General features: G+C 46.1%; 17 protein-coding genes. 12 read left to right on the top strand and 5 right to left on the bottom strand.

The genetic code is table 11. The features are described from left to right. The 4 genes from L9Q40_RS14320 to L9Q40_RS14305 all read left to right on the top strand — a co-directional run. Positions 1 to 263: hypothetical protein (locus L9Q40_RS14320; RefSeq protein ID WP_498793679.1), on the top strand; the 263-nt coding region annotated here is incomplete at its 5' end. A 58-nt stretch (positions 264 to 321) separates the two neighbouring features. Next, positions 322 to 507 (top strand): (2Fe-2S)-binding protein, encoded by a 186-nt coding sequence (locus tag L9Q40_RS14315; RefSeq protein WP_076633424.1) that lies wholly within the window; start codon positions 322 to 324, stop codon positions 505 to 507. Between the two features lie 96 nt (positions 508 to 603). After that, the gene (bfr, locus tag L9Q40_RS14310) at positions 604 to 1,080 is read left to right on the top strand and encodes a bacterioferritin (protein ID WP_014233168.1); all 477 of its coding nucleotides are present in this window, start codon (positions 604 to 606) and stop codon (positions 1,078 to 1,080) included. 210 nt (positions 1,081 to 1,290) lie between these two features. Continuing rightward, positions 1,291 to 2,562, top strand: a complete 1,272-nt coding sequence (locus L9Q40_RS14305; RefSeq protein WP_014233167.1) for a malic enzyme-like NAD(P)-binding protein — start codon at positions 1,291 to 1,293, stop codon at positions 2,560 to 2,562. Positions 2,563 to 2,677: 115 nt separating this feature from the next. Here the strand turns inward: L9Q40_RS14305 and metJ are convergent, their stop codons facing one another. After that, positions 2,678 to 2,998, bottom strand: a complete 321-nt coding sequence (gene metJ / locus L9Q40_RS14300) for a met regulon transcriptional regulator MetJ (RefSeq protein WP_014233166.1) — start codon at positions 2,996 to 2,998, stop codon at positions 2,678 to 2,680. 226 nt (positions 2,999 to 3,224) lie between these two features. Here metJ and L9Q40_RS14295 point away from each other — a divergent pair, with 226 nt between their 5' ends. The 3 genes from L9Q40_RS14295 to metF all read left to right on the top strand — a co-directional run bounded on the left by L9Q40_RS14295 (position 3,225) and on the right by metF (position 7,967). Continuing rightward, on the top strand, positions 3,225 to 4,388 hold the full coding sequence (locus L9Q40_RS14295) for an O-succinylhomoserine (thiol)-lyase (RefSeq protein WP_498793678.1): 1,164 nt from the start codon (positions 3,225 to 3,227) through the stop codon (positions 4,386 to 4,388). Positions 4,389 to 4,397: 9 nt separating this feature from the next. Beyond that, positions 4,398 to 6,806 (top strand): bifunctional aspartate kinase/homoserine dehydrogenase II, encoded by a 2,409-nt coding sequence (locus L9Q40_RS14290; RefSeq protein WP_498793677.1) that lies wholly within the window; start codon positions 4,398 to 4,400, stop codon positions 6,804 to 6,806. A gap of 264 nt (positions 6,807 to 7,070) precedes the next feature. Continuing rightward, positions 7,071 to 7,967 carry a methylenetetrahydrofolate reductase gene (metF, locus tag L9Q40_RS14285; RefSeq protein WP_014233163.1) on the top strand — a complete coding sequence of 299 codons (897 nt, stop codon included), beginning with the start codon at positions 7,071 to 7,073 and terminating at the stop codon, positions 7,965 to 7,967. Between the two features lie 76 nt (positions 7,968 to 8,043). Here the strand turns inward: metF and L9Q40_RS14280 are convergent, their stop codons facing one another. The 3 genes from L9Q40_RS14280 to argE all read right to left on the bottom strand — a co-directional run bounded on the left by L9Q40_RS14280 (position 8,044) and on the right by argE (position 13,073). Beyond that, positions 8,044 to 8,583, bottom strand: coding sequence for a PadR family transcriptional regulator (locus tag L9Q40_RS14280; RefSeq protein WP_014233162.1), 540 nt, complete (start codon positions 8,581 to 8,583; stop codon positions 8,044 to 8,046). Positions 8,584 to 9,025: 442 nt separating this feature from the next. Beyond that, complete coding sequence (gene ppc / locus L9Q40_RS14275; RefSeq protein ID WP_330471428.1) at positions 9,026 to 11,659, bottom strand: phosphoenolpyruvate carboxylase; 2,634 nt, start codon at positions 11,657 to 11,659, stop codon at positions 9,026 to 9,028. Positions 11,660 to 11,936: 277 nt separating this feature from the next. Next, positions 11,937 to 13,073 carry an acetylornithine deacetylase gene (argE, locus tag L9Q40_RS14270; RefSeq protein ID WP_014233160.1) on the bottom strand — a complete coding sequence of 379 codons (1,137 nt, stop codon included), beginning with the start codon at positions 13,071 to 13,073 and terminating at the stop codon, positions 11,937 to 11,939. A gap of 144 nt (positions 13,074 to 13,217) precedes the next feature. On the opposite strand from argE, the gene argC reads away from it, so the two are divergent. The 4 genes from argC (at position 13,218) to argH (ending at position 18,460) form a co-directional block, all read left to right on the top strand. Next, positions 13,218 to 14,222, top strand: a complete 1,005-nt coding sequence (gene argC / locus L9Q40_RS14265) for an N-acetyl-gamma-glutamyl-phosphate reductase (RefSeq protein ID WP_372377403.1) — start codon at positions 13,218 to 13,220, stop codon at positions 14,220 to 14,222. Positions 14,223 to 14,243: 21 nt separating this feature from the next. Next, complete coding sequence (gene argB, locus L9Q40_RS14260) at positions 14,244 to 15,035, top strand: acetylglutamate kinase (RefSeq protein WP_498793676.1); 792 nt, start codon at positions 14,244 to 14,246, stop codon at positions 15,033 to 15,035. An 89-nt stretch (positions 15,036 to 15,124) separates the two neighbouring features. Then, positions 15,125 to 16,339, top strand: coding sequence for an argininosuccinate synthase (locus L9Q40_RS14255; RefSeq protein ID WP_498793675.1), 1,215 nt, complete (start codon positions 15,125 to 15,127; stop codon positions 16,337 to 16,339). A 246-nt stretch (positions 16,340 to 16,585) separates the two neighbouring features. Beyond that, positions 16,586 to 18,460 carry an argininosuccinate lyase gene (gene argH, locus L9Q40_RS14250; RefSeq protein ID WP_498793674.1) on the top strand — a complete coding sequence of 625 codons (1,875 nt, stop codon included), beginning with the start codon at positions 16,586 to 16,588 and terminating at the stop codon, positions 18,458 to 18,460. A 213-nt stretch (positions 18,461 to 18,673) separates the two neighbouring features. On the opposite strand, the gene L9Q40_RS14245 is transcribed toward argH, so the two are convergent. Beyond that, entirely contained in the window at positions 18,674 to 19,402 is a 729-nt protein-coding gene (locus L9Q40_RS14245; RefSeq protein ID WP_020334619.1) for a redoxin family protein, read from the bottom strand. Between the two features lie 158 nt (positions 19,403 to 19,560). Between L9Q40_RS14245 and oxyR the strand changes: the two genes are divergently transcribed. Beyond that, entirely contained in the window at positions 19,561 to 20,469 is a 909-nt protein-coding gene (gene oxyR, locus L9Q40_RS14240) for a DNA-binding transcriptional regulator OxyR (RefSeq protein ID WP_118119497.1), read from the top strand. The last annotated feature ends 22 nt before the right edge of the window (positions 20,470 to 20,491 follow it).

Here is a 20,491-nt window from a genome sequence, read left to right as displayed (position 1 = left end):
AAACGAAATCTCGCACGTTTCTTCATCTTGAAGAAAACGCAGCAGAAAAAGGGAGGCTTTGGCTTCCCTTTTTCATATCTACTGATCCATTCAGTTATAAGCAGATAAAAAACGATCCTATTTTTTCTTTCTTTAAAACAGCGTGTTACCCTCTTACCAATATCTTCATTTTATCTATTCATTCTAAGTGCTTGATCCTTTCTTATTTTTCCAAGATTAATATAACCAAATGTTCTGAATTGACCTTTCAATACGACTGGTAACAAGAACTATTCTTGTTTATATTGTTTTTTCGATAGTTACTGTTTATGGGTTTTGAGTATGTTTGTATGTCTTTGTCATGGTGTTTCTGACAAGAAAATTAGGAAGTTGGCAGTTGATGAAGGCATAACGGATATCAGGGGGATAAAGCGATGTACAGCTTTGGGTAGCCAATGCGGGAAGTGCATTCGACAAGCCAAAGAAATTTTAGCAGAACACTACACCGAACTAAAACAAGCTAGCTAATCACTGTAATTGCTCTGGTGAAAGCGCTGAGCCTTTTGACACCTTCTCATTTGCTTCTACATTTAAATGAAGCCTAAATAGAGGAGGGGCTAGTCAATGAAAGGCGATCCAATCATAATCCAACATCTCAACAAAATACTTGGTAACGAACTCGTCGCTATTAATCAGTATTTTCTCCATGCTCGTATGTATAAAGACTGGGGTTTAAAGCACCTGGCTGATAAGGAATATCACGAGTCTATTGATGAAATGAAGCATGCCGATCATCTCATTGAACGTATTCTATTCTTAGAAGGTTTACCTAACCTGCAAGATCTCGGCAAGCTGATGATCGGTGAAGATACCAAAGAAATGCTTGAATGCGATCTTAAACTGGAAATGGCCGCTATTCCTGATCTAAAAGATGCGATTGCTTACGCAGAAGATATTCGAGACTACGTTTCACGTGATCTGTTTCAGGATATCCTCGAAGATGAAGAAGAACATGTCGATTGGCTTGAGACTCAGCTTGGCTTAATCGAGATGTCTGGCATCGAAAATTATCTGCAAGCGCAGTATGTCGATGAGGAATAATCTCGGCAATTTCCTCGTTATGTTTACAAATCTGATGCTTACAGCAGTGCACCTGACTTAAAAGTTGGGTGCTTTTCCTGCTTATCTGGTCTAATCTCTTTTAATATCGATTTTTTAAGGATATTGCTCGCAATCTTACCTATGAAGATTGACTTCTATCCATTAGAATTTATTCCCCCTTACCTAAAAAATAAAAAGAGAAACGCCCACATGTCTGAAGACAAAGCAGTAACTCCCGAAGAAGAGCAGCGCCAACGAGCCCTTGACTATCATGCATACCCAACCCCAGGGAAGATTGCAGTCGAGCTGACAACACCCGCAGAAACCGCCGGTGATCTTGCATTAGCATATAGCCCTGGTGTAGCTGAGCCTGTACGTGAAATCGCACAAAACCCAGACAATGTATACAAGTACACCGCGAAAGGTAACATGGTTGCCGTTATTTCTAACGGTACCGCGATTCTTGGCTTGGGTAACTTAGGTCCGCTTGCTTCTAAACCTGTAATGGAAGGTAAAGCGCTACTGTTTAAGCGTTTCGCTGGACTTGATTCTATTGATATCGAAGTAAAACACCGCACGATCGACGAGTTCGTCAATACCGTAGCAAGCATTGCTGATACCTTCGGTGGTATTAACCTTGAAGATATTAAAGCGCCAGACTGTTTCGAAATTGAAAAGCGTCTTATCGAACGTTGTGATGTACCTGTATTCCACGATGACCAGCACGGTACCGCTATCGTAACGGCCGCTGGCATGCTGAACGCCATTGAGCTGCAAGGTAAGAAGCTTGAAGACTCTACGATCGTTTGTCTTGGTGCAGGTGCGGCTGCAGTAGCGTGTATGGAACTACTGATCAAATGTGGCGCGATGCGTGAAAAGATTTACATGTTGGATCGTAAAGGCGTGATTCATACTCGCCGTGATGATCTTAACGAGTACAAAGAGCTATTCGCAAATAACACCGACAAACGTACTTTAGAAGATGTGATTGAAGGTGCTGATCTGTTCCTTGGCGTATCAGGTCCAAACCTGCTTCCACCTGAAGCATTAAAACTGATGGCGGATAAGCCAATTGTTTTCGCATGTTCAAACCCAGATCCTGAAATTAAGCCAGAACTAGCACATGAAGTTCGTGATGACTTAATTATGGGTACGGGCCGCAGTGATTACCCAAACCAGGTAAACAACGTACTGTGTTTCCCATTTATTTTCCGTGGTGCGCTTGATGTGCGTGCAAGCGAAATTAACGATGAGATGAAACTTGCTGCGGTTGACGCTATTCGTCAATTGGCGAAAGAGCCAGTACCAGAAGCGGTACTGAAAGCGGCGGGTGTCGATAAGCTTGAGTTTGGCACTGACTACATCATTCCAAAGCCAATGGATGCTCGCTTACTGCCTCGCGTTGCAAAAGCTGTTGCTCAAGCAGCCGTTGACTCTGGTGTTGCTCGTATTGAAATGCCTGAAAACTACATGGCAGAGTAAGACAAAGATTTAAATGATGTACAAAAAATGGGACGCGATGGCGTCCCATTTTTTTTATGTCATTTTTTAGTATTAGGCGCTAAATCACCGCTTGGTGTATTCAACGTGCTCCTAATTACTCTTCGTCAAATGACTCAAATTCGATGCCCATTTCGGTCATCAGAGCTTTTGCTTCAGTCGGAATATCGTCAGGGCGATCTTTACGAAGGTCCTCGTCCGTTGGAAGTGGCTGACCCGTATACGCATGTAGGAATGCTTCGCATAGGAGTTCGCTGTTGGTTGCGTGGCGTAAGTTATTGATCTGACGACGAGTACGTTCATCAGTTAGCACTTTTAAAACTTTCAGCGGGATAGATACAGTGATTTTTTTTACTTGTTCGCTTTTCTTTCCATGCTCAGCATATGGGCTAATGTATTCGCCATTCCAGTCAGCCATTGCGTACCTTCATATTTGTAATAGGTTAAAAACTAATTGAGGTGCTGATTTTAGCTGCATTTACTGCCATAAGCAAAGACATATAGACGTCTAGAAGTGTTGACGTCTTAATTTTTGACGAGTAAAGTGACAAGAACAGTAAGGGAAGTGTGCAATTCATTGAATCTGACCATTTAGATATAGCGCATTCCCATTTAGAAGTCATCACCTGTGAAAGGATACACCCATGAGCTCCCGTAAGCCTGCAACTATTGCTGTACGCACCGGTATTGAGTCTGACACTCAATATCATGCTGTCGTTCCACCAATCTACCTTTCAACGAATTACGGCTTTCCTGCGTTTGGGGAAGTGCCTAAGTACGATTACACGCGTTCTGGTAACCCAAACCGTGGATTATTAGAAAGTGCATTGTCTGAGCTGGAGTCTGGCAAAGGGGCTGTCATCACTAACTGTGGTACGTCCGCACTGAACTTATGGGTGTCTGCTTTTATTGGACCTGATGATCTTATTGTTGCGCCAAACGACTGTTATGGGGGCACTTATCGTCTGTTTAACACTCGTGCAAACAAAGGCGATTTCAAGGTGCTGTTTGTCGATCAAACTGACGAACAGGCGCTGGATGCGGCATTAGCACAGAAACCAAAACTGGTTCTGCTAGAAACGCCATCTAACCCTCTGGTTCGTGTTGTCGATATTGCTGTCTTGTGTGAAAAAGCGAAGCAGGTTGGCGCATTAGTCGCGGTAGACAATACCTTTTTAACACCGGTGTACCAGAAGCCATTAGAGCTAGGTGCTGACTTTGTTATTCACTCTACAACGAAATACATCAATGGACACTCAGATGTGATTGGTGGTGTGATTATCGCTAAAACGGAAGAGCATGCAGAAGAGTTAGCGTGGTGGGGCAACTGTATTGGGGCGACAGGCACACCTTTTGATAGCTACATGACCTTGAGAGGTCTTCGTACTTTGGGTGCGCGTATGCGAGTGCATGAAGAAAGCTCACAGCAGGTGCTGGCTTACCTGCAGAAGCAAGCTTTGGTGGCGAAAATTTATCATCCAAGTCTTCCACAGCACCCTGGCCATGAGATTGCTAAAAAGCAACAGTCTGGTTTTGGCTCTATGTTGAGCTTTGAGTTTGCGGGCTCGTTTGAGCAGCTTAAAGCCTTTGTCAAAGAGCTTCAGTTGTTCTCACTTGCAGAGTCTCTGGGCGGGGTAGAAAGCTTGATTTGTCACCCAGCATCTATGACGCATCGCGCGATGGGTGAAGAAGCCTTGGCTGAAGCGGGTGTATCACAGCAATTGCTGCGCCTTTCTGTAGGGCTAGAAGATGCACAAGATCTTATTGCCGACCTAGAACAAGCATTCACTAAATCTGCACAGCAATAGGAGTTAATAATGACTGTACAACGTCAGCTACACAAGTTTGGTGGTAGCAGCCTGGCAAACCCAGAGTGTTACTTACGTGTAGCGGGAATTCTCAAGGAATACTCTGCAGAAAATGACTTGGTGGTGGTCTCTGCAGCAGGTAAAACAACCAACCGCCTGATTGAGTTCCTTGAAGGCTTAGAAAAAGATGGTCGAATTGCGCACGAAGCTTTGCAGAGCTTGAGACAGTTTCAAATCAGTCTCATTGAAGAGTTATTAGAGGGAGATGCGCAAGAACAGCTGCTTGCCTCCTTACAAGATGAATTCAGTACATTGGCGGAACTGACCTCTCCGCTGACCGAAGCGCAAAAGGCGGCGGTATTAGGCCACGGAGAAGTATGGTCTTCTCGATTACTGGCTGCTTTACTGACGCAAAAGCAACTGCCTGCTGTAGCGCAAGACGCGCGAGCGTTTCTGCGCGCAGAAGCGGGCACTCAACCAGAAGTTGATCGTGCTCGTTCATACCCGCTTATCAAAGAGGCACTGGCACAACATAGTCACAAGCGTGTGATCATTACCGGCTTCATGGCACAAAACGATAACGGTGAAACTGTTCTGCTTGGCCGCAACGGTTCAGACTACTCTGCAACCGTGATTGGTGCGCTTGCCGAAGTGAGCACAGTGACGATTTGGAGTGATGTAGCGGGCGTTTATAGCGCAGACCCTCGTTTGGTATCAGATGCATGTTTATTACCACTCTTAAGACTGGATGAAGCGAGTGAGTTGGCTCGTTTAGCTGCGCCAGTACTGCACAGCCGAACCTTGCAGCCTGTGGCTCAAAGTACCATGGACCTGAGCCTTAAATGCAGTTACCTGCCAGAGTCAGGTTCGACCCGCATTGAGCGAGTTCTGGCTTCTGGTCGTGGGGCGAAAATCATCACCTCACTGGATGACGTGCTATTGGTTCAGCTAGCATTTGCGCATGGACATGACTTTGAGAAAGCACAGAGTGATGTTCTGGAATCCCTAAAACGCGTTCAGTTGGAGCCACTGGCATTTGAAGCTCAGCCTGAACAGCAGATATTACGACTGGCATACACAGCAGAAATTGCTGGCGGTGCACTCAAGTATCTACAGGAATCTGATTTGGATGCGGAGATTAACCTCACTGATGGTTACTCTCTGATTGCTGCCGTAGGTGCTGGTGTGACAACTAATGCCAACCACTGTTTTGGTTTTCAGCAAAAGCTGAAACACTCTCCGGTGGAATTTATCGCTGAGACGGAGTCTGGTTTAAGTCTGGTAGCAGTATTACGTAACACTGATACCGAAGAACTGGTACAGACGGTTCATAGCCAGTTATTTCAGGCACAGAAGCGCGTTGCTGTCGCATTATGCGGTAAAGGGAATATCGGTTCGAGCTGGCTGAGTTTATTCGCTTCACAGAAGAATGAACTTGAAAAACGTCATGGCATGAGCTTTGACTTAGTCGCGGTGGTTGATAGCCAAATGTATTGGTTTGATAGCCAAGGCATTGATGCATCCAGTGTTTCAGCACGCTTCAATGACGAAAGTATTGCAAACGACGGCTCTTGGTTATCTCGTCTTGGTGCTTTGCAGGACTACGATGAAGCTGTGGTTCTCGATGTCACCGCCAGTCAGGAATTAGCGAAATGTTACGTTGATATCGCTCAGCAAGGCATTCACCTAATTTCGGCGAATAAAGTCGCAGGTTCAGCTGATAGTCAATATTACCATCAGGTCCAGGATGCGTTTGCCAAAATTGGACGTCACTGGCTGTATAACGCGACGGTAGGTGCCGGGTTACCAATCAACCATACGGTGCGCGATCTTCGTGAGAGTGGTGATGAGATTATTGCACTCTCTGGTATTTTCTCCGGTACGCTTTCATGGTTATTCCAACAGTTTGATGGCTCAGTGCCATTCAGCGAGTTAGTGGATTTAGCCTGGCAGCAAGGATTAACAGAACCTGACCCTCGCTCTGACTTAGATGGCTCTGATGTGATGCGTAAGCTGGTTATTTTGGCGCGTGAGTCTGGTCTGGATATCGAACCGGGAAGCGTAAAGGTAGAGTCGTTAGTTCCTGAAGAACTGCGCACGCTGAGCTTAGATGAGTTTTTTGATAATGCCGCGCTGCTGAGCCAGACTCTGCAAGAACGTTTGACCAAGGCGCGGAAAAACGATCAGGTACTGCGCTACGTTGCGCGTTTAGAGAAAGATGGCAAAGCGACCGTCGGCATCGAAGCCTTGTCCCGTGAGCATGCGCTGGCTAACCTACTGCCGTGCGACAATATTTTTGCTATTGAGAGCAAGTGGTACAAAGACAACCCGCTTGTTATCCGCGGTCCTGGCGCTGGACGTGAAGTGACGGCAGGGGCGATTCAGTCCGATCTAAACCGCCTTGCTGGGCTGTTCTAAACATTCAAAACCCCGGAATTCATCCGGGGTTTTTTATTCCTGTCTTGGTGCCATAATTAATCTCAGAACCGTTATTGGTGAACTATTTTTGTGGATAAATATTAGCCAATAATCAACTTGAACTATCCTCATCATTAACGTGAAAAAAATTCATAATCACAAGGTTGACATTAAATCGTATTCAATACATTCTGTAGACATATAGACGTCTAAACGTCGATTTAAGAATTTGATTTCGTGGCGGGTTGCCACAGGGAGAGTAAGATGGGTTACACGCACGCAGGCCATATCGATGCCTTAAACCAGAATATCGCTGAATTGTCAGACAATATTAATGTTTCATTTGAGTTTTTTCCGCCAAGCAATGAAAAGATGGAAGAGACGCTATGGAACTCTGTGCACCGTCTAAAAACACTCAAGCCTAAGTTTGTATCAGTTACTTACGGAGCTAACTCAGGCGAACGTGACAGAACTCATTCCATCATCAAAGAAATCAAATCAGAAACAGGCTTAGTGGCAGCACCGCACCTGACTTGTATCGATGCGACTCGTGAAGAATTGATTGAGATTGCCGATGATTACTGGAACAACGGTATCGAAAATATCGTCGCACTACGTGGTGATATCCCACCAGGTGGCGGTGCTCCTGATATGTACGCGTCTGATCTGGTTGAACTGTTGAAGTCTCGTCATGATTTCGATATCTCAGTTGCGGCTTTCCCAGAAGTGCATCCTGAAGCAAAAAGTGCACAGGCTGATCTGCTAAACCTTAAGCGTAAGGTGGATGCAGGTGCGAACCGAGCGATTACTCAGTTTTTCTTCGATGTAGAGTCTTACCTACGTTTTCGTGACCGCTGTGTTGTCGCTGGAATCGACGTAGAAATCGTACCGGGTATCTTGCCAGTCTCGAACTTTAAACAGGCGTCTCGCTTTGCTGCGCAGAATAACGTAAAAGTTCCAGGCTGGATGAGCAAGCAGTTTGAAGGTTTGGATGATGATCCGGTAACTCGTCAATTAGTTGGTGCAAGTCAGGCGATTGATATGGTGCGTGTACTGAGCCGTGAAGGTGTGAAAGACTTCCACTTTTACACGCTAAACCGAGCTGAGATGACTTACGCGTTGTGCCACACCTTGGGTGTACGTCCTCAAGTTGCAGTCTAAAACGTGAGTGAAAAAGAAAAGGCTTGCCCAATGGCAAGCCTTTTTTGTTGTTAAGCTATGAGCTGTTTGAAGTGGATTAGCCGATAACTTCAAGTTCAGTTAGCACTTCTTCTGCCCACGTGATCCACGTTTCGCGTAGTAGAAGGTTGCGGCGTAGTGTCAGGCGCTCCAGACGTGCTTGTTTATCCAGAGTAGACGGCGTCGCGTAGTATGCAGCTTCGATTTCTTTGTAGTGAGAAACCAGTTTGCGTGACTCTTCAACCAGTTCAGATAGTTGCTCACGGAAAGGTGCAGACGGTTGCACAGCACAAGCCATCAGCTTCGCTGAGAACTCGTCACGAACTGTTGGGTGTGCAGTTGGCTGATCAAACCATTCACCTAGTGCGCTACGTCCAGCATCTGTGATGGAGTACACTTTACGGTCTGGTTTGCCTTCTTGAGGCTCTAGTACGCAAGTAACCAGTTCTTTCTCAGCCATTTTGTTTAGCTCACGGTAAACTTGCTGGTGGCTCGCTTTCCAGAAGTAACCAATGCTAGCTGAGAATTCTTTTGTGATATCGTAACCGGTTGCATCGCGCGTGCTAAGCACAGTTAAGATTACGTGTGGTAATGACATGTCTTCAATCCAAATGGTCAATAAACTTGTAAACAAGCTACTTATACTTTCAGCTGCGCTCTTAATGGCGTTTTGAGTTTTTTATGCATAAGTAGCACCAACAAATGTTGGTCCTGTCACCTTAAAGCCGTTTATCACCTAGAAAGATGGGTGGAACCCATCGAGGCTGGAGCTGATATGGTTGGATTTATTCGCTCTCAGCAAGGCGAGTAGTATATAAATAATAAGCATGAAGTGGAATACTAGGAAAGAATAACACTAAAAAACTAACATAATACTCAGTAATGTATTTTTGTGGTTATTTATTCTGATTCATTGGTTCTTTTTGGGGTGTTTTTAGGGTGTTTATCTGGTTAATTGCTGTTCAATTTGATGGATATAAGAAAGGCTGAGCGATTGCTCAGCCTTTTATATCATAATCTGTTACAAGTAACAGGCTATTTTAACCTGTGTTACGCATACCTGCCGCGATACCCGCAATAGTCACCATCAGCGCTTCTTCAAGGTCTGCTGATGCTTCCTCATTTTGACGTGTACGATACAGCAACTCGGCTTGAAGCATATTCAATGGCTCAACGTAGATGTTACGTAAGCGGATGGACTCCAGACCCCAAGGGTCATGTTGCATCAGGTTCTCGTTGTTTTCTACATTCAGAACCGCTTTGATGTCCTTCTGAAGCTGCTCTCGTAATCTTTCGCCTAATGGACGAAGTGACTCATCAACCAAGCGCAGGTCGTAGTAGCGAGAGATATCGATGTTACACTTCGAGTACACCATTTCTAACATGCCAAGGCGCGTTGAGAAGAATGGCCACTCACGACACATCTCTTCCAGTAACGCTTGATGACCTTTGTCGATCGAGTACTGGATTGCTTCACCGGCACCTAACCATGCTGGCAGAACCAAACGGTTTTGGCTCCATGAGAAGATCCATGGAATGGCGCGTAAGCTCTCGACACCACCTTTAGGGTTACGCTTCGCAGGGCGCGATCCCAGTGGCAGTTTACCGAGTTCTAGTTCTGGGGTCGCCTGACGGAAGTAAGGTACAAAATCTGGTTCGCCGCGTACAACGCTACGGTACGCTTCACAGCTCACCTGAGACAGTACTTCCATCAGATCACGCCACTCTTGTTTTGGCTCTGGTGGCGGTAGCAGGTTCGCTTCCAGAATCGCACTGGCGTATAGGTTAAAGCTGTTTACGGCAACGTCTGGAAGACCCAGCTTAAAGCGAATCATCTCTCCTTGCTCGGTAACACGCAGGCCACCTTTAAGACTCTTAGGTGGCTGAGACAGTAACGCAGCATGCGCAGGAGCACCACCACGACCAACCGTACCACCACGACCGTGGAATAATGTCAGTTCCACGCCTTCCTCTTCAGCAACTTTAACCAGAGACTCCATTGCATGGTACTGAGCCCAGCCTGCAGACATAACACCCGCATCTTTTGCAGAGTCAGAGTAGCCAATCATGACCATTTGGTGGTTTTGGATAAAGCCACGGTATAGGTCGATATCCATCAGTTGTTTGATCACTGACTCAGCGTTATTCAAGTCGTCTAGGGTTTCAAACAGAGGACAGACATCCATGCGGTAAGGACAGCCAGATTCTTGTAGCAGTAAGTGAACTGCCAGAACGTCTGACGCGGTACGTGCCATGGAGATGACGTAAGCACCGAATGCTTCACGAGATTGTGCTGCAATGATCTTACAGGTGTCCAAAACCTCTTGAACTGGTTCAGATGGTTCCCAGTCACGAGGTAGAAGTGGGCGTTTGGAAGCCAGCTCATTAGTTAGGAACGCAAGCTTGTCTTGCTCACTCCACTGCTGGTAGTCGCCAATACCAAGATGGCGAGTCAACTCAGATAGTGCATCTGCGTGACGAGTACTTTCCTGACGAATATCCAGACGAACTAGGTGAACACCAAATGCTTTCACGCGGCGAAGAGTATCTAGCAGTGAACCATCAGCGATTACACCCATACCACACTCGTGTAGTGATTGGTAACACGCGTATAGAGGTTCCCAAAGCTGTTCTACTTTTTGTAGTGGTGCTTTGACTGCCAGCTTCTGACCATTGATCTTCGCATCAAGAATATCTTTGGTTTCGTTGAGCAGAGAGCGAAGCTGCTTGAGGATCGCACGGTATGGTTCGTGTTGATCATCTCCAGCCAGTTCACGCACTTGATCGTTGCTGACTGTCATCGACAGTTCACTGATCAGTTCGTTGATGTCATTTAGATAAAGATCTGCCGCCTTCCAACGCGATAGAAGCAGAACTTCACGCGTGATGTTGTGCGTAACAAACGGGTTGCCGTCACGGTCGCCGCCCATCCAAGAGGAGAAATGCACTGGACGTGCGTCGATTGGTAAACCTTCGCCAAGATAAGATTCCAGACGATCATTCATCTCGCGTAAAAACTCAGGTACGGCTTCCCATAGTGAGTTTTCTACAACAGCAAAGCCCCATTTCGCTTCATCAAGCGGTGTCGGACGTTGTTGGCGGATGACGTCTGAGTGCCAGCCTTGGGCAATCAGCTGTTCCAGACGACGTTCAGTTTTCTTGCGCTCTTTCGATGAAAGGTCGCTTAACTCTAGCTTTGATAAACACTCGTTGATTTTCACCAGTTTGTTGATCATGGTGCGACGAGTGATTTCAGTTGGGTGAGCCGTCAGTACCAGTTCAATATTCAGGTCACGTACAGCCTGAGCGGTATCAAGCTTGCTAACATCGTTTTGTACCAGTTTAGAAAATAGCGAGTTGATCGCGTCTGGTTCGCAGATGTGCTCTTCACAGTGACGTGAAATCGTGTGGTATTGCTCAGCAATATTCGTGAGGTTTAGAAATTGGTTAAAAGCTCGAGTGACTGGTGTCAATTGCTCATCAGGAAGGTGTTTAATTTCTTCTATCAAGCTTTCTTTGTCTGCTTGATTTCCTGCTTGGGCTGATTTGGATAATTTACGAATAGTTTCCACTTTCTCGAAGATTTCTTCGCCATGGGCATCGTGAATGGTATTACCCAGTAAGTGGCCTAACATGCGCACATTGCTTTTGAGTGCGGCGTATTTCTCGTTCATTGTCGTCCTGCCTCGTAAAAAAACTACATCCATTGTCCTTGTTAAGACACCAATCTAGCGAAAAGCACCAGTTCTAGTCAAATAAAGCCGACTATGTTTGTAATTATTCCGCTTCTCTCCTGATTTAGAGCAAAGTTACTAGGCCTATGGCTTAATAAATGAAAATTAATTACAAAATAACAAGTTAAATTAGTGTTAACGGTTAACTCATTGTGGTGATAAAGAATCGTCTGTACAGCTCATCGGAGCTGTACAGGTATGTTGTCTTTTTATTTCGCTAACAACAGTATTTGACCATTGCTTTAGACAGTACATCAATGGTCGGGTCAATAAAATCAAAAGCAAGAAACTCATCTGGCTGGTGGGCCTGATCGATAGAGCCCGGTCCAAGTACCAAGGTTGGGCACAGTTCCTGTAGAAATGGCGCTTCTGTACAGTAGTTCACGGTTTGAGAGCTGGTTTCACACAGTTCTTCTACGCCACCAATGAACGGGTGGTCATGAGGACACTCGTAACCCGGAATGGATTCATGCAGAGGTACTATCTCAATACGTCCCGGCCATTTGGCTTCCACTTCTTTTAAAGCACCGCGTAGCATGTTCTCCAGACCATCTAAGCTAATGCCTGGTAATGGGCGAACGTCGTAATGCAATTCGCAGCAGCCACAAATACGGTTTGCGCTGTCACCACCGTGAATATGGCCCAAGTTCAATGTGGGGTTAGGGATAGCAAAACCCGGGTGGTGGTACTCTTTTATTAACTTATCGCGCAGCTGCATCATGGCAAACATCACTTCATACATGATCTCAATGGCGTTAACACCAAGCGCAGGATCGGATGAATGACCTGACTTACCCGTCACACGAATGGCGTTGGCGACATGACCTTTATGGCCACGAATTGGAACCAGGCTGGTCGGTTCGCCAATAATGCAGTAGTCCGGTTTAAACGGCGCATTAGCGGTAAAGTGTCTAGCACCTAACATCGTGGTTTCTTCATCACAGGTCGCTAAAACATAAAGTGGCTTCTTCTGTTTACTCCAATCGACTTTCTTGACGGCTTCATAAATGAAGGCAAAGAAGCCTTTCATGTCTGCTGTACCCAGACCGTAAAAGCGGTTGTCTTTTTCAGTCAGTTTATGCGGGTCGAAGTTCCAGCGCCCTTCATCAAATGGCACCGTGTCACTGTGACCGGCTAAAAGGAGGCCACCTTCGCCTTCGCCCATACGTGCGATCATATTGTGTTTGCCTGGTTCGACTTCGACCACCTCAACACTGAACCCAAGATCTTTGAACCAGGAAGCGAGTTTCTCAATGACTTTGGCATTGCCTTGGTCCCATTTTGGGTCGGTGGAGCTGATCGAAGAGGTGCTGATGAGTCCTTCATAGACCTCTAGAAACGTTGGTAATTGCATGGATTCTTCAAATCTCCTATTGACAGACAGAGCACAAAACTGTAAAACACATATTAAATCATATTTAATGAATAAAAAATCAAAATATAGCAAAAATTAAATATGAATAGTCACTTGAGCCTTTAAGTTTACGGATGTTATAGAATGCTAAAAACCACGATTATCGGAGCCAGCGGTTACACCGGCGCAGAGTTAGCTTTAATGGTTAACAAACACCCAGAACTCACGCTATCAGGTTTATACGTTTCCGCCAACAGTGTAGATGCAGGAAAAAGTATTGCCCAACTGCATGGCAAGTTAGCTGGCGTTATCGATATGCCCGTGAATCCGTTAACCGATCCAAAACAAGTGGCTGAAGAATCTGATGTGGTGTTTTTAGCAACAGCACATGAAGTCAGCCATGACCTCGCCCCAATTTTCCTTGATGCCGGATGTCAGGTTTTCGATTTATCTGGCGCGTTCCGTGTTCAGAGCGAAGGCTTTTACGACACGTTCTATGGCTTCAAGCATCAATTTAACAACTGGCTAGATAAAGCGGTGTACGGCTTAGCGGAGTGGAACTTCGAAGCAATTAAAAACACTCCTTTAGTTGCGGTAGCTGGCTGCTACCCAACAGCATCGCAATTGGCCATCAAGCCCCTTTTAGAAGGTGGTTTATTGGATACTCAACAATGGCCAGTGATCAACGCGACGAGTGGCGTGTCTGGTGCAGGCAGAAAAGCGTCGATGACCAACAGCTTCTGCGAAGTGAGCCTGCAACCTTATGGAGTATTCAACCACCGTCACCAACCAGAGATCGCTCAACACTTGGGTTGTAATGTGATTTTTACTCCTCATCTGGGCAACTTTAAGCGTGGCATTCTTGCCACCATCACAATGAAGTTGTCCGCAGGTGTGACTGCAGAGCAAGTGACTCAGGCGTTCGAACAAGCGTATCAAGGCAAGCCTGCGGTACGTCTAAAAGGCGATGGTATTCCACGTATTCAGGATGTTGAAAATACGCCTTTCTGCGATATCGGCTGGAAGGTTCAAGGCGAACACGTGATTGTGATTTCTGCCATCGACAACCTACTCAAAGGTGCATCAAGTCAAGCGATGCAATGTTTAAATATTCATTACGGTTACCCAGAACTGACAGCGTTGCTGTAGTCGTTGATAGAGGGAAAAGCAATGACGCAAACCAATCAAGCTCCATTAGTCATTAAGCTAGGCGGTGCAGCTTTATCTTGCACAAAAACCTTAAGCCAACTTTTTGGTGCCATCGCGGCCTATCAAAGTTCGGCGCAGCGACAAATCGCCATCGTTCATGGCGGTGGCTACTTGGTGGACGAGCTAATGAGCAAGTTGCAGCTCGAAACCGTAAAGAAGCACGGATTACGCGTGACGCCATACGATCAAATTCCAGTTATTGCCGGAGCACTAGCGGGTACAGCCAATAAGTTACTACAAGGTCAGGCGATTGCAGACGGTCTTAACGCAGTGGGCATGAGCTTAGCGGATGGCGGTTTATGTCAGGTGGAAGAACTCGATCCGGAGTTGGGCGCAGTAGGTAAAGCCTCTCCGGGTGATTCAACACTGATCCAAGCGATCTTAAACACTGGCGCGCTGCCAATCATCAGTTCAATTGGCCTGACAAAAGAAGGTCAACTGATGAACGTCAATGCGGATCAGGCGGCCGTTGCGGTTGCTGGTGCACTGGATGCGGAGTTGGTTCTGCTTTCAGATGTAAGCGGCGTTTTGGATGGCAAAGGTCACTTGATCAAAAGCTTGTCTGAAAAAGAAGCCGATGCATTGATCGAAGGTCATGTGATCACTGACGGCATGATCGTCAAAGTTAAAGCCGCTTTGGAGGCTGCCAATGATCTTGGTCGTCCTATCGAAGTAGCAACCTGGCGTTACCCTGAGAAGCTGGAGCAGCTATTTGCTGGTCACAGCATCGGTACGCAATTTCTGCCTCAATAACGTCGCAGTAAAGAATTTAAAGAATTAAACATTAGGAAGTAGTTGGCACTGACCGCCGAGAGCAGAGCCAGTTAAATTTGGAGAAAAAAATGAGCAAAGTGAACGTAAATAAAGTAGTAGTCGCATACTCAGGCGGTCTAGATACTTCAGTAATCATCCCGTGGCTAAAAGAGAACTACAACTGTGAAGTTGTGGCGTTTGTAGCCGATGTAGGCCAGGGCGCAGAAGAGCTAGAAGGCATTGAAGCAAAAGCGAAAGCATCAGGTGCATCTGAGTGTTACATCGCTGACCTGAAAGAAGAAATGGTAGCGGAATACGTTTACCCAACACTAAAAACAGGCGCTTACTACGAAGGTAAATACCTGCTAGGTACTTCAATGGCTCGTCCAATCATCGCCAAAGCGCAGGTTGAAGTTGCTCGTAAAGTGGGTGCTGACGCACTGTGTCACGGTTGTACTGGTAAAGGTAACGACCAGGTTCGTTTTGAAGGTGCTTTCGCAGCACTAGCACCGGATCTCCATGTTATCGCACCTTGGCGTGAATGGGATCTAGTCAGCCGTGAGCAATGTCTGGATTACCTGGCTGAGCGTAACATTCCTTGTTCAGCGTCTCTGACTAAGATTTACTCACGTGATGCGAACGCGTGGCACATCTCGACTGAAGGTGGCGTACTAGAAGACACTTGGAATGCTCCAAACGAAGACTGCTGGGTATGGACAGTTGATCCAGAGCAAGCACCAAACGAAGCTGAATACGTGACGCTAAAAGTTGAGAAAGGTGCCGTGGTTGCAGTAGATGACGAAGCAATGACGCCATACAATGCGCTAGTTTACCTAAACGAGAAAGGCGCGAAGCACGGTGTTGGTCGTATCGATATCGTAGAGAACCGTTTGGTGGGTATGAAGTCTCGTGGTTGTTACGAAACTCCGGGAGGCACCATCATGATGGAAGCACTGCGTGCCGTTGAGCAGCTAGTGCTAGACAAATCATCATTCGAATTCCGTGAAGAGCTAGGTCTTAAAGCTTCTCACCTTGTGTACGATGGTCGTTGGTTCACGCCGCTATGTAAATCAATCCTAGCGGCTTCAGAAGAGCTTGCTCAAGATGTGAATGGCGAAGTGGTTGTTAAGCTATACAAAGGTCAGGCAACGGTTACTCAAAAACGTTCTGACAACAGCCTGTACTCAGAAGAGTTTGCAACCTTCGGTGAAGACGAGGTTTACGACCAAAGCCATGCTGGTGGTTTCATCCGTCTTTACTCACTATCAAGCCGTATCCGCGCTCTGAACAGCCAGAAGAAATAAGCATATTTCATCATTGATTAAAAAGACCTGCCATTGATTGGCAGGTCTTTTTGTTTTCAACGCGTTTTTATGTGTATGAAACTAAATTATCGTGAATAGATATGTAAAAATATTGAATTTATACTTTATTTTTTCTTCAAATTGCCGTAACGTTGGCCTATAAGAAAAAGTGAGCAAATGACCATCAATTTAGTCATCACTAATTAGAGTACTTTAGAGTTAGCAATAGTCATCAGGAGAGACGCAATGGCATTATGGGGCGGAAGATTTACCCAAGCAGCAGATACCAGATTCAAAGAATTCAACGATTCGTTGCGTTTCGACTACCGATTGGCTGAGCAAGACATTGTAGGCTCAATTGCATGGTCTAAGGCATTGCTGTCTGTCGATGTGCTGTCGGCAGAAGAACAACAGAAGCTTGAACTCGCTTTGAACGAGTTGAAACTCGAGGTGATGGAAGACCCGCATCAGATCCTAGGCTCTGATGCAGAAGACATCCACTCTTGGGTTGAACAGCAACTTATCGGTAAGGTGGGTGACTTAGGCAAAAAGCTTCACACTGGCCGTTCACGTAACGATCAGGTAGCCACCGACCTTAAGCTTTGGTGTCGTCAGCAAGGCCAGCAACTTTTGATTGCTTTGGACCGTCTGCAATCACAAATGGTGCATGTCGCTAAGCAACATCAAGGCACGGTTTTACCTGGGTACACGCACCTTCAGCGTGCACAACCTGTGACGTTTGCACATTGGTGTCTGGCATATGTGGAAATGTTTGAGCGTGACCACTCGCGTTTGAGTGACGCTCTGCAACGTTTAGATACCTGTCCGCTGGGCTCTGGAGCGCTAGCTGGTACTGCATATCCAATCAATCGTGAGCAACTGGCTCATAATCTTGGTTTCCATCGTGCGACGCGTAACTCGCTTGATTCGGTATCTGACCGTGACCACGTGATGGAGCTGATGTCAGTGGCTTCTATCTCAATGCTGCACCTTTCTCGTTTGGCTGAAGATATGATTTTCTATAACTCAGGTGAGTCAAACTTCATCGAGTTAGCTGATACGGTGACTTCTGGCTCGTCATTGATGCCTCAGAAGAAAAACCCAGACGCACTGGAATTAATCCGTGGCAAGACTGGCCGTGTTTACGGTGCGCTCTCTGCTATGATGATGACCGTTAAAGCGTTGCCACTGGCGTACAACAAAGATATGCAGGAAGACAAAGAAGGTTTGTTTGATGCGTTAGATACCTGGAACGACTGTATGGAAATGGCAGCGTTGTGTTTCGATGGTATTAAAGTCAATGGTGAAAGAACACTGGAAGCGGCGAAGCAGGGCTATGCAAATGCGACTGAGCTGGCAGACTACTTGGTGGCGAAAGATATCCCATTCCGTGAAGCACACCATATTGTGGGTGTTGCCGTAGTCGGTGCGATTGAAAAAGGCTGCGCGCTTGAAGAGCTTTCTCTGCAAGAGCTGAAAGTATTCTCAGATGTCATTGAAGACGATGTATACGAGATTCTGACCATTGAGTCCTGTCTGGAAAAACGTTGTGCTCTTGGTGGTGTCTCACCACAACAAGTGGCTTATGCCGTTGATCAGGCTGACAAACGTTTAATTCAGCGTGACAACTCTGCTGTGAAAGTACGTCCAGCGCGTTTAACTGATATTGAGACGCTTGAGGGTATGGTGGCTTATTGGGCGAACCTGGGAGAAAACCTGCCACGTTCTCGTAATGAATTAGTACGCGATATTGGCTCATTTGCGGTCGCAGAACATCATGGTGAAGTAACAGGTTGCGCTTCTCTGTATGTCTATGACTCAGGGCTAGCCGAGGTCCGCTCTCTGGGCATTGAAGCTGGCTGGCAAGGTCAGGGACAGGGCAGTGCGATTGTGAACTACTTGGTGGAAAAAGCCCGTCAAATGGCAATCAAAAAAGTCTTTGTGCTAACGCGAACGCCTGAATTCTTTATGAAGCAGAACTTCGTGCCAACTTCGAAATCTCTATTACCGGAGAAAGTGCTGAAAGATTGTGACCAATGCCCTCGCCAGCATGCCTGTGATGAAGTTGCGCTGGAGATCAATTTGGTCGAGCAGTTGATCCAGAAAAGTTATGTAGCATAAATGGTCGATCGTTTTAGCATTCAATAACATAACTGCGTGGCGATATCGTTACATAAGTATTTGCTAAAAAATTCGAAAAAAGATGGAACCTTTAAGAGGAAGCCGGGTCTATTAAAGTACCACTGCTTTTTCTTAGAAGAATCTAAGAGAGCCCCAGAATCGATATTGATTTTGGGGCTTTTTTCTATCTGTAATTTGAGTAATGAGGCTGGTTTAGCCTAAGTAGGTTTCCAGCTCTTCGCTGCCGCCAATGAGTCGGCCACCAATGAATACCTGAGGCACAGTAGTGCGGCCTGAAATCGCGCGTAGGCTTACCGTCGTTGCATCTTTACCCAGGATCACTTCTTCATACTGAAGCCCTTTATCAATCAGGTTCTGCTTTGCTTTCACGCAGAATGGGCAACCTGGCTTAGTGAAGACCGTAATTGATTCTTGCGTCTTGTAGTCAGGAGCGATGTAGTTAAGCATTGTATCCGCATCTGACACCTTAAACGGGTCGCCTGGCTCATTAGGTTCAACAAACATTTTTTCAACCACACCATTTTTCACCAACATGCTGTAGCGCCAAGAGCGTTTACCAAAGCCTAGTTCACTTTTATCAACCAGCATTCCCATACCCTCGGTGAATTCACCGTTGCCGTCAGGGATGAAGGTAATGTTTTCCGCTTCTTGCTCTTGTTTCCATGCGTTCATTACAAACGTGTCATTGACTGATACACATAAAATTTCATCCACGCCGTGCTCTTTAAAAACTGGAAGCAGTTCGTTGTAGCGAGGTAAATGGCTTGAAGAACAAGTCGGCGTAAACGCGCCTGGTAAACTGAATACGATGACCGTTTTGTTTTTGAAAAGCTCATCCGTGGTGAGATTAACCCAGTTGCCGTTTTGACGAGTAGGGAAAGTAACTTGTGGGATGTTCTGACCTTCTTTAGAGATAGACATAGTGTTCCTTTTAATTCTTTTTAGTCGTGAGCGTTCGGCTCGTGTCTGTTCTGTTTGATTAGGCTTATTATGATAAAAATCTTTTGATAGCTGTAATCGTTTAGTGTTATGGTTTTGATAGGTGTTAACTATCACTAAATAGAAGCGAATCGTGTGTTATGAATATTAGGGACTTTGAGTACCTCGTCGCGCTTGCGGAACATAAACACTTCCGTAAGGCGGCAGAAGCATGTTTTGTCAGCCAGCCGACCCTTAGCGGACAAATTCGTAAGTTAGAAGACGAGCTTGGAACAACGCTTTTGGAGCGCAGCAGCCGCCGAGTGCTGTTTACTGACTCTGGTTTACAACTGGTGGATCAAGCAAAACGTATTTTAAGTGAAGTGAAAATGTTTAAGGACATGGCGAGCGGCCAAAATGGCGCGATGACCGGTCCATTGCATATTGGCTTTATACCTACAGTCGGTCCTTACTTATTACCTAAAATCCTGCCAGATCTAAAAGTTGAATTTCCGGATCTGGAGTTATTCCTGCATGAAGCGCAAACTCAGCAATTGGTGCATCAGTTGGAGGATGGTAAGTTGGATTGTCTGGTACTGGCGTCCGTGGCAGAAACCGAACCATTCAAAGAGATCGAAGTGTATAACGAGCCGTTAAGTGTGGCAGTGCCTTGCGATCATGAATGGGCATCATTGGATCAAATTGACATGATGTCCCTTAAGGGGAAGACGGTACTGGCTCTCGGAGATGGCCACTGCTTGCGTGATCAGGCGCTAGGCTTTTGTTTTGCGGCAGGCGCAAAAGATGATGAGCGATTCAAAGCCACGAGTTTAGAGACGCTGCGTAATATGGTGGCTGCAGGCGCTGGGATCACTTTGCTACCTCAACTATCACTGCCACATGAAAAGCAAAAAGATGGCGTTAGTTACATTCCAGCGGTAAATCCGACGCCCACTCGTAAAATCGTGCTGGTGTACCGTCCTGGCTCACCACTTCGTGCACGCTTTGAAGCACTCGCGGCGAAGATCAAAGATATTCTGGCGAGTTACCCATCCTCTATTGCAGCTTAATAGCGATGAGTTGATGTAAAAA

Source organism: Allocatenococcus thiocycli, from assembly GCF_921292965.1.
Lineage (GTDB): Bacteria > Pseudomonadota > Gammaproteobacteria > Enterobacterales > Vibrionaceae > Vibrio > Vibrio natriegens.
Note: the sequence above shows the minus strand (reverse complement) of the source record. Positions and strands in the feature narration are given on the sequence as shown.

What these genes read in the sequence shown, in the direction of transcription:
- L9Q40_RS14315 (WP_076633424.1), top strand. Translation starts at nt 322, where the DNA reads ATGTTTGTATGTCTTTGTCATGGTGTTTCTGACAAGAAAATTAGGAAG.
- bfr (WP_014233168.1), top strand. Translation starts at nt 604, where the DNA reads ATGAAAGGCGATCCAATCATAATCCAACATCTCAACAAAATACTTGGT.
- L9Q40_RS14305 (WP_014233167.1), top strand. Translation starts at nt 1,291, where the DNA reads ATGTCTGAAGACAAAGCAGTAACTCCCGAAGAAGAGCAGCGCCAACGA.
- metJ (WP_014233166.1), bottom strand. Translation starts at nt 2,998, where the DNA reads ATGGCTGACTGGAATGGCGAATACATTAGCCCATATGCTGAGCATGGA.
- L9Q40_RS14295 (WP_498793678.1), top strand. Translation starts at nt 3,225, where the DNA reads ATGAGCTCCCGTAAGCCTGCAACTATTGCTGTACGCACCGGTATTGAG.
- L9Q40_RS14290 (WP_498793677.1), top strand. Translation starts at nt 4,398, where the DNA reads ATGACTGTACAACGTCAGCTACACAAGTTTGGTGGTAGCAGCCTGGCA.
- metF (WP_014233163.1), top strand. Translation starts at nt 7,071, where the DNA reads ATGGGTTACACGCACGCAGGCCATATCGATGCCTTAAACCAGAATATC.
- L9Q40_RS14280 (WP_014233162.1), bottom strand. Translation starts at nt 8,583, where the DNA reads ATGTCATTACCACACGTAATCTTAACTGTGCTTAGCACGCGCGATGCA.
- ppc (WP_330471428.1), bottom strand. Translation starts at nt 11,659, where the DNA reads ATGAACGAGAAATACGCCGCACTCAAAAGCAATGTGCGCATGTTAGGC.
- argE (WP_014233160.1), bottom strand. Translation starts at nt 13,073, where the DNA reads ATGCAATTACCAACGTTTCTAGAGGTCTATGAAGGACTCATCAGCACC.
- argC (WP_372377403.1), top strand. Translation starts at nt 13,218, where the DNA reads ATGCTAAAAACCACGATTATCGGAGCCAGCGGTTACACCGGCGCAGAG.
- argB (WP_498793676.1), top strand. Translation starts at nt 14,244, where the DNA reads ATGACGCAAACCAATCAAGCTCCATTAGTCATTAAGCTAGGCGGTGCA.
- L9Q40_RS14255 (WP_498793675.1), top strand. Translation starts at nt 15,125, where the DNA reads ATGAGCAAAGTGAACGTAAATAAAGTAGTAGTCGCATACTCAGGCGGT.
- argH (WP_498793674.1), top strand. Translation starts at nt 16,586, where the DNA reads ATGGCATTATGGGGCGGAAGATTTACCCAAGCAGCAGATACCAGATTC.
- L9Q40_RS14245 (WP_020334619.1), bottom strand. Translation starts at nt 19,402, where the DNA reads ATGTCTATCTCTAAAGAAGGTCAGAACATCCCACAAGTTACTTTCCCT.
- oxyR (WP_118119497.1), top strand. Translation starts at nt 19,561, where the DNA reads ATGAATATTAGGGACTTTGAGTACCTCGTCGCGCTTGCGGAACATAAA.